Genomic DNA, 14,391 nt, shown 5'->3' on the forward strand with positions numbered 1-14,391 from the left:
GACCGCCCGTGATAGACTGAGCGCATGACCCGCCCGCAACATTTCTGTTTCATCCTCGTTCCCGAGTTCTCGCACCTGGCGTTCTCCTGCGCGGTCGAGCCGCTGCGTATCGCCAACTGGGTCAGCGGCGAGGAGCTGTACCGCTGGTCCTTCGCCTCCGAGGACGGCGCGCAGGCGGTGTGTTCGAACGGGTCCGTGACGCTGGTGCATGGCGGACTGGCGGACCTCCCGAAATGCGACCAGATCTTCGTTCTGTCAGGCATTCACATGCGCGATCATGTCAGCCGCCCCCTGCTGGCCGCGCTGCGCCGCGAACGGGCACGAGGCACGGCCATCGGGGCGCTGTGCTCGGGCGCGTGGCTGCTGGCCGAGGCCGGGTTCCTGAACGGGATGCAGGCGGCGATCCATTGGGAATATCACGACGCCTTCATGGAGGCCTTCCCGGACGTGAACCTGGTGCGCAGCGTCTTCGTGGCCGATGAAAAGCACATGACCGCCTCGGGCGGCACCGCAACGGCCGACCTGATGCTGCACCTGATCGAGCGCGACCACGGGCAGGACCTGTCGATCGCGGTGGCCGACCAGATGGTCTATAACGCCGTGCGCAACGCGACCGCCGATCAGCGCGTGTCGCTGCAGTCGCGCAACGGCATGCGCAACGCGCATCTGGCCAAGGCGATCCAGATCATGGCCGACCGCATCAACGACCCGATCTCGCCGGCGGTGATCGCCGAACAGATCGGCATCTCGACCCGCCAGCTCGAGCGGCTCTTCGGCAAATACCTCAACGCTTCGCCCAAGAAATACTTCATGGAGCTGCGGCTGGACCGCGCGCGAAACCTGCTGTTGCAGACCGAATCTTCGGTCACCGACGTGGCCTTTGCCTGCGGCTTTGAAAGCCCGGGTCATTTCTCACGCGTGTACCGCGCCGCCTTCGGCGTCACCCCGATGCAGCAGCGCAGCCGGCTGGACTGAGTCACTGCCGACTGGACAGGGCGGGCCAACTCGGATTATTTGAACGAACGTTCAGATCACTGGGGAGGAGCCCGCCATGCAATTGTCCACCACCGCCGCCGTCATCACCGGCGGCGCATCGGGCCTCGGAGAGGCCACTGCCCGTTACTTTGCCGAGAACGGCGCGCAGGTCACCATCCTTGACCGCGATGCCGAGCGTGGCACGCAGGTCGCGACCGAGATCGGCGGACATTTCGCCCAGACCGACGTGACGGACGAGAACTCGGTGGCCGCGGCCATTGCGTTGGCGATGGAGAAGATGGGCAAGATCACCGCCTGCGTGAACTGTGCCGGCATCGCCTATGGCATCAAGACCGTCGGCAAGGACGGCCCGCACCCGCTGGACGCCTTCCAGCGCACCATCGACATCAACCTTGTGGGCACTTTCAACGTGTCGCGTCTGGCCGCCGCCGAGATGGCCAAGAACGCGCCCGAGTCGGATGGCGCGCGTGGCGTGATCATCAACACCGCCTCGATTGCCGCGTTTGACGGACAGAAAGGTCAGGCGGCCTATGCGGCGTCCAAGGGCGGTGTCGTGGGCATGACACTGCCGATGGCGCGCGATCTGGCCTCGACCGGGATCCGGGTGATGACCATTGCACCGGGCATCTTCATGACGCCGATGCTGGCCGGCCTGCCCGAAGAGGTGCAGCAGCAGCTGGCCACCGACGTTCCGAACCCCGCCCGCCTGGGCGACCCGCGCGAATATGGCCGGCTGGCCGGATTCATCGTCGAGATGGGCTATCTGAACGGCGAAGTCATTCGCATCGACGGCGCCCTGCGGATGCGCTGACCGTCACTGACGATTTCCGGCCCGGTCGATCTTCGTCCGGGCCGGCCATTTTCGTTTCGTACAAAACGGAAGACCTCCGTCCCGGGGCCGGTACAAAACAGACGAATTGGCTCAGCCCGCCTCGGCCTTCTCTTCCAGTTCCAGCCATTCCTCCTCAGCGGCGGCCAGCTTCTCCTGCCGCTCGACAAGGGCTTCGGTCGCCTTCTGGAATTTCACCGGCTCGCGGGTGAACAGCTGGGGGTCCGACATCAGTTCCTCCAGCTTGGCGATCTCGGCTTCCAGCCGCGCGATCTCGGCGGGCAGCTTCTCCAGCCGGTGCTTTTCGGAAAAGGACAGGCCGGCTTTCGGCTTGGTTTCCTGCTTGACCTTCGGCTTGTTCTCTTTTGACTTCTCGGACTTTTTCTCGACCAGATCGCCGCGCTGCGCGACATAATCCGACCAGCCGCCCGCATAAACGGTCGCGCGGCCGTTGCCCTCCATCGCTATGGTGGTGGTCGCCACACGATCCAGGAAATCCCGGTCGTGACTGACCAGCAGCACCGTGCCGTCATAGTCGTCCAGCAGTTCCTGCAACAGGTCCAGCGTCTCGACATCTAGGTCGTTGGTCGGTTCGTCCAGCACCAACAGGTTCGACGGTTTCGCCATCAGCTTGGCCAGCAGCAACCGCGCTTTTTCGCCGCCCGACAAGGACTTGACGGCCGCTCTGGCCTGCCGTTCGTCGAACAGGAATTCCTTGAGATAGCCGACCACATGCTTGGGCTGGCCGCGCACCATCACCTGATCGGCCTTGCCCGAGACGCGCATCTCGGGGTCGCCGGTCAGGCTGTCCCACAGGGTCATCTCGGGGTCCAGCTGCGTGCGGGTCTGGTCGAAAACGGCGATTTCGAGGTTGGTGCCCAGCGTCACCGCCCCCTCGTCCGGCTCCACTTCGCCCAGCAGCATCTTCAGAACCGTCGTCTTGCCCACACCATTCGGCCCGACAAAGGCCACCCGATCGCCGCGCTGCACCAGCAGGTCCAGGTTACGCACGATAGGCTTGCCGTCGAACGCCTTGCTGATGCCGCGCGCCTCGATCACCTTGCGCCCGGATTTCGGACCGGTCTCCAAGGACATGGCCGCCGACCCCTGACGTTTGATCTGCGCCGCGCGTTCGGCCCGCAGGGCCTGCAACGCCCGCACCCGGCCCTGGTTGCGCTTGCGGCGGGCGCTGATCCCCTCGACCGCCCAACGCGCCTCGGACTTGATCAGCCGGTCCAGCTTGTGGCGTTGCTGGTCTTCCTCTTCCCAGATCTTGTCGCGCCAGGCCTCGAAGGCCTCGAACCCCTGCTCCTGTCGGCGGACCACACCGCGGTCGATCCACAATGTCGCCCGGGTCAGCGCCCGCAGGAATGCGCGGTCATGCGAGATCAGGACAAAGGCCGCCCGCGTCGCGCCCAGTTCACGTTCGAGCCAGCCGATGGCCTCGATGTCCAGATGGTTGGTCGGCTCGTCCAGCAGCATCAAATCGGGGGCCTCGGCCATCAGCTTGGCCAGCGCCGCGCGGCGCCGTTCCCCGCCCGAGGCGGTCTGAACCGCGCGCGAGGGGTCGAATTTCAGCCCTTCCCCGGCCCGTTCCACCTTGTACAGCTCGCCGGGTTCCAGCCCGCTGGCCGCATAATCGCCCAGCGTGGCAAAGCCCTCCATCGTCGGGTCCTGCTCCATGTAACCCACGGATTTGCCGGGCGGCACCACGATGTCGCCCCGGTCCGGTTCGACCAGACCGGCCATGACCTTCATCAGGGTGGATTTGCCCGAGCCGTTCCGCCCGACCAGCGCAACGCGGTCGCCGGGCTGAACCACCAGGTCAAGGTCGGAAAACACCGGCTCGCCCCCGAAGGTCAGCGAGATACCGGACATCTGCAACAAAGGAATACGTGCCATAAGCGCCAGCTAAACCGGCAGGCATTGGGCGTCAACGCCCCAACCTCACCTTTTGCCAGCAGCGCGGCTTCAGCCCGCGATCATCCGCAAGAGGCGTTTCCGCGCCGCGGGAATCGCGCCGATCTCGACACCGGTGAAGACATGCAGGGTGTTCAGCTGGCGGTCCACCACCGCATGATCGCTGACCCAACCGCCCATCATTAGATAGGTACGCAGCAACGGTGGCATCCGCAGCATGGCCTTTCTGGCATCCGGGCGTCGCCGCAGCCGCGCGGCAAAGCGGAACACGTCCGGCGCCTTGACCCGCGGCAACCAGCGCTTGGGCGCAAGGTGGCGATGTTTGAGCATCGCGAAGGCATCCAGGTATTCCGCGGTCTCAGTCCCAGCGAAGGACGAGCATCCAAACAGCAACTGGACGCCGTTGCGGTCGACGAAGGCCGTCATCGCGCCCCAGGCCACCCTCAGGATATCTGGATCCGTCCAATCGGGATGGATGCAGAACCGCCCCATTTCCACCATGCGCCCATCAAAGCTCTGCAACGCGGAAAGGTCGTAGAACTGGGCCGAATAACTGCGGCTGATTTCACTACCGCTGTTCATGACCAGCATCCGGAAACAGCAGACCAACTGGCCGCCTGCCTGCGAATCCTCGACCAGAACATGGGCGCAGGTAACGTCGAAGTCGTCCCGATCCGTCTCGGCTGTTCGGAATGCAAGTGTACGAAGATTCTGGGCCGCCCGCACGTCCTCGGGACACCGCGCCAGGCGCGCGCGGTAGCGGCCCTTGTCTAGCAAAATATCATCGGCCATGGTCGCATCCTCCACGGTTTCTCACCGATTGCGATCTGCCTGATCCCATGCACCAATAGTGTGACCGCCGTGTGAAGCTTTCAACCGGCGGCCGGAAATTAGCTGGCCCCCGGGATGTTCGACGGGCTGAATTGGCCGATGTTGCCCAGCAGCTGCCGCAGGAAGCCTTTGTCCTGAACACTGGAGTCCGTCACACGGCGATCCAGCACGATGACATAGCCGTCTTCGAGACCGAATTTCTCGATATTGCGGACGACGCCACGCTGGTCAAAGCTGATCGCTACCAATTCACGCGAGACGACCTCGGGGCGTTTGGGGCCATAGTGGCGTACGCGCGACGCCACATAATAGAAACCCGAATCCTTCAACACACCTGACGAGCTGGGCGCGCCAGCCTTTTCCAGAACCGTGTCGCGGGTATCGACGCCAACCTTGATCTCGGCCAGCTCTTCCGGGGTGGGGATATAGCCGTGTTTCTTGTAGACCGGGGTACAGGCAACAGCGGTGGCCAGAACAACCGTGCAGGCAACCGCCCTGGACGCCGGTTTCAGCCTGTTCAGTACTTTCAACATGTTCACCCTCTTGCCTTGGTCCCTTGCGGCTTCTATCCGATTACAGAAACCCATGCCCCGGTTCAACACAGGAAAGGGTCACAATGTCCGACCTCTCAACATTGCGCGTCGCCGATCTGCCGCAAAACAGCCCGACCGCATTCGAATTGCGCCCCCCTGCCCGGCAACTCGAGGAAATTCGCGATGCGTTGCGCCTGCTCGGGCTGCGCAAGCTGAGTTTTGTCGGCGAGCTGCGCGCGCAGGGCAAGCGTGATTGGGTGTTGACCGCTAAGCTGGGCGCGACCGTCATTCAGCCCTGCGTGGTGACGCTGGACCCGGTCACGACCCGGATCGAGGCCCCGGTGCGGCGCATCTTCCTGGCCAATTGGACCGAACCGGACGAACCCGAGTTCGAAATGCCCGAAGATGACGAGACCGAAGCCTTGGGCCCGGAAATCGATCTGGACCAGGTGATGCGCGAAGCATTGTCGCTTGCGTTGCCCCAATACCCCCGGAAAGACGGCGCACATCTGGGCGACGCCAACTATACCGAACCGGGCAAACAGGCGATGACCGACGAGGATGCCAAACCCTTTGCCGGGCTGGCGTCCCTGCGTGACGCACTGAAAAAAGACGAGTGACAGGGGATCGATTTCCTGTCATAGCAGGCGCTCAGAAAAATCGCTTGAACATGTCGAGAATCGCAGTATTTTCGCGCGCTCATCGGAATTTGGGTTGGACATCGCGGGGCTTGTTCCCTAAACGCACGTCACACCACGAGAAAACGAAGAATGAAACCCGGCCTGCAGCGAATCTGCTGGCCCTTAGTAGACAAAGGTTGAGACCATGGCCGTCCAACAGAACAAAGTTTCCAAGTCGCGTCGCAACAATCGCCGCGCACACGACGCTCTGGTTGCTGCAAACCCGAACGAATGCGCGAACTGCGGCGAGCTGAAGCGCCCGCACCACGTTTGCGCAGCCTGCGGCCACTATGACGATCGTGAAGTCGTCGCTCAGGCCGACGACATCGACCTGGACGAAGACGCGGCCTAAGCCTGATTGAACGCAGGTTCTGGCATGACAGCGCAGCCCACGCAGACCGGAAAGATCATCATCTCGGTTGACGCAATGGGCGGGGATTCAGGTCCCGGCGTGGTCGTGGCTGGAATAGCGAAGTCAGCAAAGAAGAACCCCGAGATCGGATTTCTTCTGCACGGCCCGGAAGATGTGCTGAGCAAGCTTGTATCGAAACGGCGTGTCCTCGACGGACGCGTCGTTTTTCGTGATTGCCCCGACGTGGTCACGATGCAGGACAAGCCCAGCCAGGTGGTGCGCAGCGGCAAGAACACCTCGATGTGGTCGGCGCTGGAATCGGTGCGTCAGGGCGAGGCCCATGGTGCCGTGTCCTGCGGCAATACCGGTGCGCTGATGGCGCTGTCGATGATGCGGCTGCGCAAACTGCCCGGGGTGAACCGCCCCGCCATCGCGATTCTGTGGCCATCCCGCAACCCTCAGGGCTTCAACGTCATGCTGGACGTGGGCGCGGATGTGCGGGCCGACGCCAAGGATCTGCTGCAGTTTGCGCTGATGGGCGCGTCTTATGCGCGCAACGGCATGGAACTGACCCGCCCGCGTATCGGGCTGCTGAACGTCGGCACCGAAGAGCACAAGGGCCGCGCCGAACTCAAGGAAGCCCATGCCCTGATCACCGAATTCGCGGATCAGGCAAACTTTGATTTCGTGGGCTTCGTGGAAGGCAGCGACATTCCAGGCGACAAGGCGGATGTCATTGTTACGGATGGGTTTACCGGAAACGTCGCCATCAAGACCGGCGAAGGCACCGCCAGCCTGATCGGCGACCTGCTGCGCGAGGCCTTCAAGTATTCCCCCCTATCGCGCCTGGCCTCGGTTCTGGCCATCACCTCGCTGCAGCGATTGAAAAAACGCATCGACCCGCGCCGCGTGAACGGCGGGGTCTTTCTTGGCCTGAACGGCACTGTCATCAAATCCCACGGAGGCGCCGACGCCACCGGCGTGTCCGCCGCGATCAAGCTGGCTTTCACCCTGGCCAAGTCCGGCTTTGCGGAAAAATTGGCAGCACGGGTTGCATCCACGGCTGAGCTTGAACAAGATGCGGCGCAATCTGCGCTGCAGACCAAATAAGAACAAAGAAGGCAGTACCCCAGATGGCAGGCCGTTCAGTCGTTGTAGGTGTCGGGCATTACCTGCCCAAACGGGTGGTTCCGAACTCCGAATTCGAAAAGACGCTTGATACGACCGATGAATGGATTCGCACCCGTTCCGGTATCGAGCGTCGGCACTTTGCGGCCGAAGATGAAACCACGTCCGATCTGGCAACCTATGCGGCCAAAGCCGCTCTGCAGGACGCCGGCCTTACAGCCGATGACATTGACGCAATCGTTCTGGCGACCTCGACCGCGGATCTGACGTTCCCGTCGGCCGCCACCATGGTTCAAGCCAATTTGGGCATGACCCGAGGGTTTGCCTTTGATGTTCAGGCCGTCTGCGCCGGTTTCGTGTTTGCGCTGAGCAACGCCAACGCCTTGATCCTTTCGGGTCAGGCCAAGCGCGTGCTGGTGATCGGCGCTGAAACTTTTTCGCGTATCATGGACTGGACCGACAGATCGACTTGCGTGTTGTTCGGGGATGGGGCCGGTGCCCTCGTGCTCGAGGCGCAGAACGGTGCCGGAACAAGCGATGATCGGGGTATCTTGTCCACGGATCTGCATTCTGACGGACGCTACAAGGACCTTTTGTACGTGGACGGCGGGGTGTCGACGCAATCGACAGGCCATCTTCGGATGCAGGGCAACCAGGTGTTCCGCCATGCGGTCGAAAAGCTCACCGCCACTGCGGAAACCGCCCTGGAACGCGCCGGACTGAACAGTCAGGACGTCGACTGGATCGTGCCGCATCAGGCCAATATCCGCATCATTCAGGGCACCGCAAAGAAGATGGGCCTGCCCATGGATCACGTCGTGGTGACAGTTCAGGACCACGGCAACACATCGGCCGCCTCGATTCCCCTGGCCTTGTCGGTCGGCAAGGAACGGGGCCAGATCAAGCAAGGTGATTTGATCGTGACCGAGGCGATTGGCGGCGGTTTGGCGTGGGGCTCGGTGGTCCTGCGGTGGTAACCGGCGCATTCCGGCTTACGCAGCCGCCCGCAATTCATTGATATTGACAGCGAATTTGCGCTACCCCTATGCTCGAAAATCAATAGGGGAAATGTCATGGGCGATAATACACTGACGCGAATGGATCTGAGCGAAGCCGTGTTTCGCGAAGTTGGGCTGTCACGCAACGAAAGCGCACAGCTTGTCGAGAGCATTCTGAACCACATGTCGGACGCGCTGGTGCGTGGCGAACAGGTCAAGATTTCGTCCTTCGGCACTTTCAGCGTTCGTGACAAATCAGCCCGTATTGGACGCAACCCTAAAACCGGTGAAGAAGTTCCAATCCAGCCGCGCCGCGTGCTGACTTTCCGCCCGTCGCATCTGATGAAGGATCGCGTCGCCGCCGGGAATCGCAAGTAAACCCGGGGCCAGGAGGATATGAGCAAGTCACCCGACGCGTTTCGCACCATCAGTGAAGTTGCGGATTGGCTCGGTGTTCAGGCCCATGTCCTGCGCTTCTGGGAAAGCCGGTTTGCACAGGTCAAGCCAGTGAAACGTGCAGGCGGTCGCCGTTACTACCGCCCCAACGACATGCGCCTTCTGGGTGGCATCAAGAAACTGCTGCACGAGGACGGCATCACGATCAAGGGCGTTCAACGCATCCTGAGGGAACAGGGCGTGGCCCATGTGGCGGCGCTGTCACCCAACATCGATGTCAGCGCAGAATCACCACAGACGCCACAGGACGTGGTGGTGTCTTTTCCGCCCAAATCGACCGGCCAGCAAATCGACCTCGATCTACAGGCCGACACTGATGGTCCCGGATCGCCCGAGCCTCAGGTAACACCCAGTTCTCCACCCCCCGAGCCGACACCCGCGCCCGCTGCGGTCAACGGGGACGACGGCATCAGCCCTGCCCCGCTGTTTGGCGGTATCGCCTCCAAAGCTTGGCAGACTACGGATTTTGATGCTGAGGCGCTGCGCCAGATCGCCCCGATCGCGAGGGACCTCAGGGCATGGCTCAGCCGGGTCGAAGGTCAAAAGGCGGGATAAGAAGAAAGGCAATGTTTTCCTCTTGCCCCTGCCGGGAAAATCATTATGAACAGCCCAACGTCGGGCTATGGCGCAGCCTGGTAGCGCGTCCGTCTGGGGGACGGAAGGTCGCAGGTTCGAGTCCTGCTAGCCCGACCAAATCACACCGACGTTTATGGCAGACAGGCCAGATCCCGCTCTGGCACCAGGGGGGATCGGAATGACAGGTGTATGCCCGAACCAGCAAATCGAGGCGATGATCGCGCGCAGTGAGATCACCGCCGAGCCGGCCATTCTGCCCGCCCAGATCCAGCCCGCCAGCCTTGATCTTCGTTTGGGAACAGTCGCTTACCGGGTCCGTGCGTCATTTCTGGCGGGCGAAGGGCGTTCGGTGTCCGAACGGCTGGCCGAGTTCGAGATGCACCGGATCGACATCACCGACGGCGCCGTTCTCGAAAAAGGTTGTGTCTACCTTGTGCCCCTGATGGAAGCGTTGTCCCTGCCCGATGACGTGACCGCTGTCGCCAACGCCAAAAGCTCGACCGGGCGTCTGGACCTTCTGACCCGCACAATCACCGACGGCGGAACCGAGTTCGACCGGGTGCCCGCAGGCTATTCTGGGCCCCTCTACGCCGAAATCTGCCCGCGGTCCTTTTCTGTCTTGGTGCGTCCGGGGATGCGGCTGAACCAGATCCGGTTCCGGCAAGGCCAGGCAGTTTTGTCCGATGCGGACCTGACCGCTCTGCATGCGGAATCACCATTGGTCGATGGTCCGGCCGTCATTCAGGACGGTCTGGGGTTTTCGGTCGACCTGCGCCTGCCCAACACTGACCTTGTTGGCTATCGCGCGAAACCGCATACCGGCGTGATCGACCTTGACCGGATCGGCGAATACGACCCACAGGAATACTGGGAAGAGGTGCGTACCAAGGACGGGCGGATCATTCTGGATCCGGGCGCATTCTATATCCTGGTCAGCCGAGAGGCGGTTCACATCCCACCGATGTACGCGGCCGAAATGGCGCCCTATCTGGCGATGGTGGGCGAATTCCGGGTGCACTACGCGGGCTTTTTTGATCCGGGCTTCGGTCATGCCGAAGCCGGAGGCGCCGGGTCACGTGGAGTTCTGGAAGTTCGCTGTCACGAAGCGCCCTTCGTACTGGAGCATGGACAGGTCGTCGGGCGGCTGGTCTATGAGCGTATGGCCGAGATGCCGACACAGCTGTACGGCGCAGGAATTGCTTCGAACTATCAGGGCCAAGGCCTGAAATTGTCGAAGCATTTCAAGTCCGTACAGTAAACCTCAGAACCGCATGAACCGCCGCATCTGGCGGGTCAGCTGCTTGGCCTGTTTCATGCTTGGGCTCTGTCCGCCCGCACTTTGCGCCATGCGCCGGTCGGTCTGAGGATCGCGCGGCTGGCTCTGTTGGCCCGACTTGCGGGTCGCACGATCGGCAAGGTCAAAACCTTTGTCGACACCGCGCGTGACCAGCCTGCGCATGACTTGCCGAACGATCATGTCGATGATGCGGTTTGCGTTCATTTCGGTCTCCGTTCCTCTGCGCCGAACCTAATGGCGATATGCGCCGACAAAAGGGCGACGCAATCAATCTTCCTCGAACAGTTCGGACTGATCTTCGTCACCCGTTTCATCTTCGTTGGCCTCGCCGATCGGCATCGCCCCCGGCGGCGGCCGGTTTTCCAGCAAGCCAGAAGCGCGCAGCTCCTTAAGGCCCGGCAAGTCACGCGCGCTTTCCAGACCGAAATGGTCCAGGAATTGAGGCGTTACGACAAAGGTCACCGGACGGCCCGGCGTCATGCGGCGACGGCCCAGCCGAATCCACTCCATCTCCAGCAGCTGGTCGATGGTTCCCCGCGACACGGACACGCCGCGGATTTCTTCGATCTCCGCGCGGGTGCAGGGCTGATGATAGGCCACGATCGCCAGGGTCTCGATGGCGGCACGGCTCAGCTTGCGGGTCTCGACCGTTTCCTTCTGCATCAGGAAGCCCAGATCGGGGGCCGTGCGGATGGCCCACGCCTCGCCCACTTTGACCACGCGGACCCCGCGCCCTTCATAACGTTTCTGCAGCAGTTCCAGCGCTTGCGCGGCGTCGCAGCCATGCGGCATCCGCGCCTCGAGATCGGCCACTGTCACCGGCTCAGCGCTGGCGAACAGTACCGCCTCGACCATACGCTCCTGCTCAGCCAGCGGAGGCGCTTCGAACAGGGTGCCGGTGCCGTCGTCTTCGGGGGCGTCAGTCACGTTTGTCAGTCCTTCTGCGCAGTTGGATCGGGGCAAAGGTCTCGCTTTGCTTGATCTCCATATGTCCTTCCTTGACCAGTTCCAGCGAGGCCGCAAACGTTGCCGCCGTGGCCGAGCGCCGCCGCACAGGGTCAACGTCCCATCCGTCGGGCAGGTAGGTTTCCATGTCGGTCCAGGTTCCGGCAAATCCGATCAGCGGGCGCATCCGTTCCAGCGCCTGCTCCATCGTGAAAACGGCGTCGCGGTCCATCACGAAGGGCCGGAACTCGTCACGGGTGCGGATGCGGGCATAGCCCTGCATCAAGTCCAGCAAGGTGGCGGAATAGGTGACCGTGCGGATGCGGGTGACATCCTCGCCCTGCCCGCGCCTGAAGAAATCGCGCCCCAACTGGTCGCGCGCCATCAGGCGGGCGGCCGCGTCGCGCATCGCCTGCAGGCGTTCCAGCTGAAAGGCCAGGTGAGCGGCCAGTTCCTCGCCCGTCGGCCCCTCTTCATCGGGGTCGGGCGGCAGTAACAGCCGGGATTTCAGAAAGGCCAGCCACGCGGCCATCACCAAGTAGTCGGCCGCCAGTTCGATCCGGAGGGCGCGGGCCCGTTCGACAAAGGCCAGATATTGTTGCGCCAGCGCCAGAACCGAGATCTTGCGCAGATCGACCTTTTGCGTCCGCGACAGGGTCAGCAGCACGTCCAGCGGGCCTTCAAACCCGTCGACGTCCACGATCAGCGCCTCGGCGGCCAGCCGATCGGCGACCGAAACCGGGTCTTCGCTGAAAAGGTTATCCGTCATATACCTGCCCGCCCATCAGACGGGATAGTTCCGTCTCGGCGGCACGGATGTCAAGTTCCTCGGGCGATTGCCGCTGTGCCAGCGCCTTGTCTGCGCGTGCTTGTGCCGCCTCGGACATCTCGCCCGCAGCTTCCATGACCGCCGCCCTGTCGGCAAGCGAGCCGTTGCAGTGCAGCACAACATCGCATCCTGCGGCCAGCGCCTGACGTGACAGGTCGGCCATAGACCCGCTGAGCGCCTTCATCGAGATGTCGTCGGTCATGATCAGGCCGTCAAAACCGATCTGATCTCGGATCACAGCCATCATTTGCGGAGAGATCGTTGCCGGTCGTTCATCGAACTGTTCAAAGACCAAATGGGCTGTCATGCCCATCGGCAGGTCGTTCAAGGCACGAAACGGGGCAAAATCGGTCTGCAACAGATCGTCCAACGGCGCATCGACGTGCGGCAGATCGAAATGGCTGTCCAAGGTCGCCCGCCCATGGCCGGGAATATGCTTGACGATCGGCAACACGCCACCGTCCAGATGACCCTGCGCAACAGCCCGACCGATTTTCGCGACCGTGGCAGCATCGCCACCGTAGCACCGGTTGCGCAAAAATGCGTGGGTGTCCGGACGCGCCAGATCCACCATCGGTGCGCAGTTGCTGTCGATGCCCATGGAATAGAGTTCATGCGCGATCAGGCGGTACCGCAGGTACATGGCCCGCTCGGCATGGTCGCCGGCACGTTCCGCATGATCCAATGGGGGCATCCATTGCCGCGCAAGTGGCGCGCGCAAACGTTGGACCCGTCCGCCCTCTTGGTCGATGGTGATCGGACAGTTTCGACCAACCGCCTCGCGAAAGTCGTCACACAAGGCACGGACCTGATCCGCGGTTTCGATGTTGCGGGCAAACAGAATGAACCCGAACGGGTTCATTTGGCGAAACAACGCCTTTTCTTCGGGTGTCAATCGCAGCGCGGCCGCATCCGTGATCGTGGCGCCAAACCTCACCGCACGGCAACCGGGATACAGTCAGCGTCCAGTGCGACCAAGGCGGCGCAGAACTGGCGCGAGTCGCTCAGGTCATCGAACCCCAGGACCCGCAGACGGTAAAACGTGCGGCCTCCGCTTGAGGTTTTCTGGATAACCCTCTGCTTTCCATCCATATATTCGCCAAATCGACGGTATAACCTGTCCCATTCGGCCTGCGCGACCTCGGGGCTTTCAAACGCACCCAGCTGCGCCAGCCGGGTACCCTTGGTCAAGGTGTTCGGGTCGACATCCAACCCTACAGCAGCCTTGACCGCGGCGTTGATCGCGTCTTCGTTGACAGCAGGCCGCACAGCCGAAGCCGCGCGCGCCGGGCGGCGGAGCGGACGCAGGGACCGGCGCACGCCCGGCAGGGCCGCGATTTCGGGATCAGGCAGCTGAGCGGCAAGATCGGCCGGATCAATGGCTGGCTCGTCATCGTCCAAGTTCAGGGATGCAAGCTGCACGCCTCCTTCGGTCTGCGGTGTCTCAACGGCAGGCGCGCCGGAAAGTTCGGCAACCACGGCGTCAACTGCGCCTTGACGCAGTTCGGCCGCTTCCAGGTTCGAGATTTCTTGTTCGACAACATGCACGGCGGAGGTCGGCTTCAGCTCGCCCATCGCCACGTCTTCATCCGTCAGGGAAACGGGGCGCGGCGCAAGGATCAGCCGGTCGGCCGGAGGCGCCGCGGTTCCAACCGCCGCAACTGCATTGACCGCAAGACCCTGGTGATCGGCGGGTGTGCCGCCCGGAGTTTCCGGCTGCACCCGCATCGGCCCCTCGGCCGCGCGTACGACCGGTACGCCGCTCACATCGCGCATGACCAGCTTGTACCCCCAGATCGCGACGCCAGCGACAAGCGCCAGAGACGCGGCAGCACCCAGCAGGTTGACGACCCGCCCGAGGGCCGCGCCCGCCGGCACACCCTCAGCCTGGTCCATCATGTCGTCTGGAAATTCATACCCATCTTCGGGCTGGAACTGATTCGAGTAATGCGCGTGCTCGGGGCTGGTCTGCCCCGAGAAATCGTAACTGGTCATATCCGCCTCACTGCCCGTTTCGCGCC

17 protein-coding genes and 1 tRNA gene are annotated in these 14,391 nt (G+C 62.6%); 10 read left to right on the forward strand and 8 right to left on the reverse strand.

Annotated elements, in window-relative coordinates; translation table 11 throughout:
* Positions 1 to 24 precede the first annotated feature (24 nt).
* Positions 25 to 975, forward strand: a complete 951-nt coding sequence (locus ACR0MM_RS03985) for a GlxA family transcriptional regulator (RefSeq protein WP_170338740.1) — start codon at positions 25 to 27, stop codon at positions 973 to 975.
* 76 nt (positions 976 to 1,051) lie between these two features.
* Positions 1,052 to 1,807: a 3-hydroxyacyl-CoA dehydrogenase gene (locus ACR0MM_RS03990; protein ID WP_480694545.1), complete on the forward strand. Its 756-nt coding sequence runs from the start codon at positions 1,052 to 1,054 to the stop codon at positions 1,805 to 1,807.
* 111 nt (positions 1,808 to 1,918) lie between these two features.
* Here ACR0MM_RS03990 and ACR0MM_RS03995 read toward each other — a convergent pair whose 3' ends face one another.
* From ACR0MM_RS03995 to ACR0MM_RS04005, 3 genes are all read right to left on the reverse strand, one after another.
* Positions 1,919 to 3,727 (reverse strand): ABC-F family ATP-binding cassette domain-containing protein, encoded by a 1,809-nt coding sequence (locus tag ACR0MM_RS03995; protein ID WP_480694547.1) that lies wholly within the window; start codon positions 3,725 to 3,727, stop codon positions 1,919 to 1,921.
* 69 nt (positions 3,728 to 3,796) lie between these two features.
* Positions 3,797 to 4,537 (reverse strand): GNAT family N-acetyltransferase, encoded by a 741-nt coding sequence (locus ACR0MM_RS04000; RefSeq protein WP_480694549.1) that lies wholly within the window; start codon positions 4,535 to 4,537, stop codon positions 3,797 to 3,799.
* A gap of 98 nt (positions 4,538 to 4,635) precedes the next feature.
* Positions 4,636 to 5,109: an outer membrane protein assembly factor BamE gene (locus ACR0MM_RS04005; protein WP_170528811.1), complete on the reverse strand. Its 474-nt coding sequence runs from the start codon at positions 5,107 to 5,109 to the stop codon at positions 4,636 to 4,638.
* Between the two features lie 83 nt (positions 5,110 to 5,192).
* On the opposite strand from ACR0MM_RS04005, the gene ACR0MM_RS04010 reads away from it, so the two are divergent.
* The 8 genes from ACR0MM_RS04010 (at position 5,193) to ACR0MM_RS04045 (ending at position 10,557) form a co-directional block, all read left to right on the forward strand.
* Positions 5,193 to 5,729, forward strand: coding sequence for a YceD family protein (locus tag ACR0MM_RS04010; protein WP_480694551.1), 537 nt, complete (start codon positions 5,193 to 5,195; stop codon positions 5,727 to 5,729).
* A gap of 205 nt (positions 5,730 to 5,934) precedes the next feature.
* Positions 5,935 to 6,141, forward strand: a complete 207-nt coding sequence (gene rpmF, locus ACR0MM_RS04015; protein WP_093962313.1) for a 50S ribosomal protein L32 — start codon at positions 5,935 to 5,937, stop codon at positions 6,139 to 6,141.
* A 24-nt stretch (positions 6,142 to 6,165) separates the two neighbouring features.
* Positions 6,166 to 7,251, forward strand: a complete 1,086-nt coding sequence (gene plsX, locus ACR0MM_RS04020) for a phosphate acyltransferase PlsX (protein WP_170358888.1) — start codon at positions 6,166 to 6,168, stop codon at positions 7,249 to 7,251.
* Between the two features lie 23 nt (positions 7,252 to 7,274).
* Positions 7,275 to 8,246, forward strand: a complete 972-nt coding sequence (locus ACR0MM_RS04025) for a beta-ketoacyl-ACP synthase III (RefSeq protein ID WP_480694553.1) — start codon at positions 7,275 to 7,277, stop codon at positions 8,244 to 8,246.
* Between the two features lie 96 nt (positions 8,247 to 8,342).
* On the forward strand, positions 8,343 to 8,645 hold the full coding sequence (ihfA, locus tag ACR0MM_RS04030; protein ID WP_093962316.1) for an integration host factor subunit alpha: 303 nt from the start codon (positions 8,343 to 8,345) through the stop codon (positions 8,643 to 8,645).
* A gap of 18 nt (positions 8,646 to 8,663) precedes the next feature.
* Positions 8,664 to 9,278 carry a MerR family transcriptional regulator gene (locus tag ACR0MM_RS04035; protein ID WP_480694555.1) on the forward strand — a complete coding sequence of 205 codons (615 nt, stop codon included), beginning with the start codon at positions 8,664 to 8,666 and terminating at the stop codon, positions 9,276 to 9,278.
* 61 nt (positions 9,279 to 9,339) lie between these two features.
* Positions 9,340 to 9,416 (forward strand) — tRNA-Pro (locus tag ACR0MM_RS04040).
* Between the two features lie 61 nt (positions 9,417 to 9,477).
* Positions 9,478 to 10,557, forward strand: coding sequence for a 2'-deoxycytidine 5'-triphosphate deaminase (locus tag ACR0MM_RS04045; RefSeq protein ID WP_480694557.1), 1,080 nt, complete (start codon positions 9,478 to 9,480; stop codon positions 10,555 to 10,557).
* A gap of 3 nt (positions 10,558 to 10,560) precedes the next feature.
* Here the strand turns inward: ACR0MM_RS04045 and ACR0MM_RS04050 are convergent, their stop codons facing one another.
* From ACR0MM_RS04050 to ACR0MM_RS04070, 5 genes are all read right to left on the reverse strand, one after another.
* Positions 10,561 to 10,800, reverse strand: a complete 240-nt coding sequence (locus ACR0MM_RS04050; protein ID WP_170402583.1) for a hypothetical protein — start codon at positions 10,798 to 10,800, stop codon at positions 10,561 to 10,563.
* Between the two features lie 63 nt (positions 10,801 to 10,863).
* Complete coding sequence (gene scpB / locus ACR0MM_RS04055; protein ID WP_480694559.1) at positions 10,864 to 11,523, reverse strand: SMC-Scp complex subunit ScpB; 660 nt, start codon at positions 11,521 to 11,523, stop codon at positions 10,864 to 10,866.
* The gene (locus ACR0MM_RS04060) at positions 11,516 to 12,310 is read right to left on the reverse strand and encodes a segregation and condensation protein A (RefSeq protein WP_093962321.1); all 795 of its coding nucleotides are present in this window, start codon (positions 12,308 to 12,310) and stop codon (positions 11,516 to 11,518) included. Before ACR0MM_RS04060 ends, scpB begins: the two co-directional genes overlap by 8 nt.
* Positions 12,300 to 13,307, reverse strand: coding sequence for a beta-N-acetylhexosaminidase (gene nagZ, locus ACR0MM_RS04065; RefSeq protein ID WP_480694561.1), 1,008 nt, complete (start codon positions 13,305 to 13,307; stop codon positions 12,300 to 12,302). Before nagZ ends, ACR0MM_RS04060 begins: the two co-directional genes overlap by 11 nt.
* On the reverse strand, positions 13,304 to 14,365 hold the full coding sequence (locus ACR0MM_RS04070) for an SPOR domain-containing protein (RefSeq protein WP_480694563.1): 1,062 nt from the start codon (positions 14,363 to 14,365) through the stop codon (positions 13,304 to 13,306). Before ACR0MM_RS04070 ends, nagZ begins: the two co-directional genes overlap by 4 nt.
* Between the last annotated feature and the right edge of the window lie 26 nt (positions 14,366 to 14,391).

The sequence above is a fragment of the Ruegeria sp. BC6 genome (assembly GCF_056539185.1).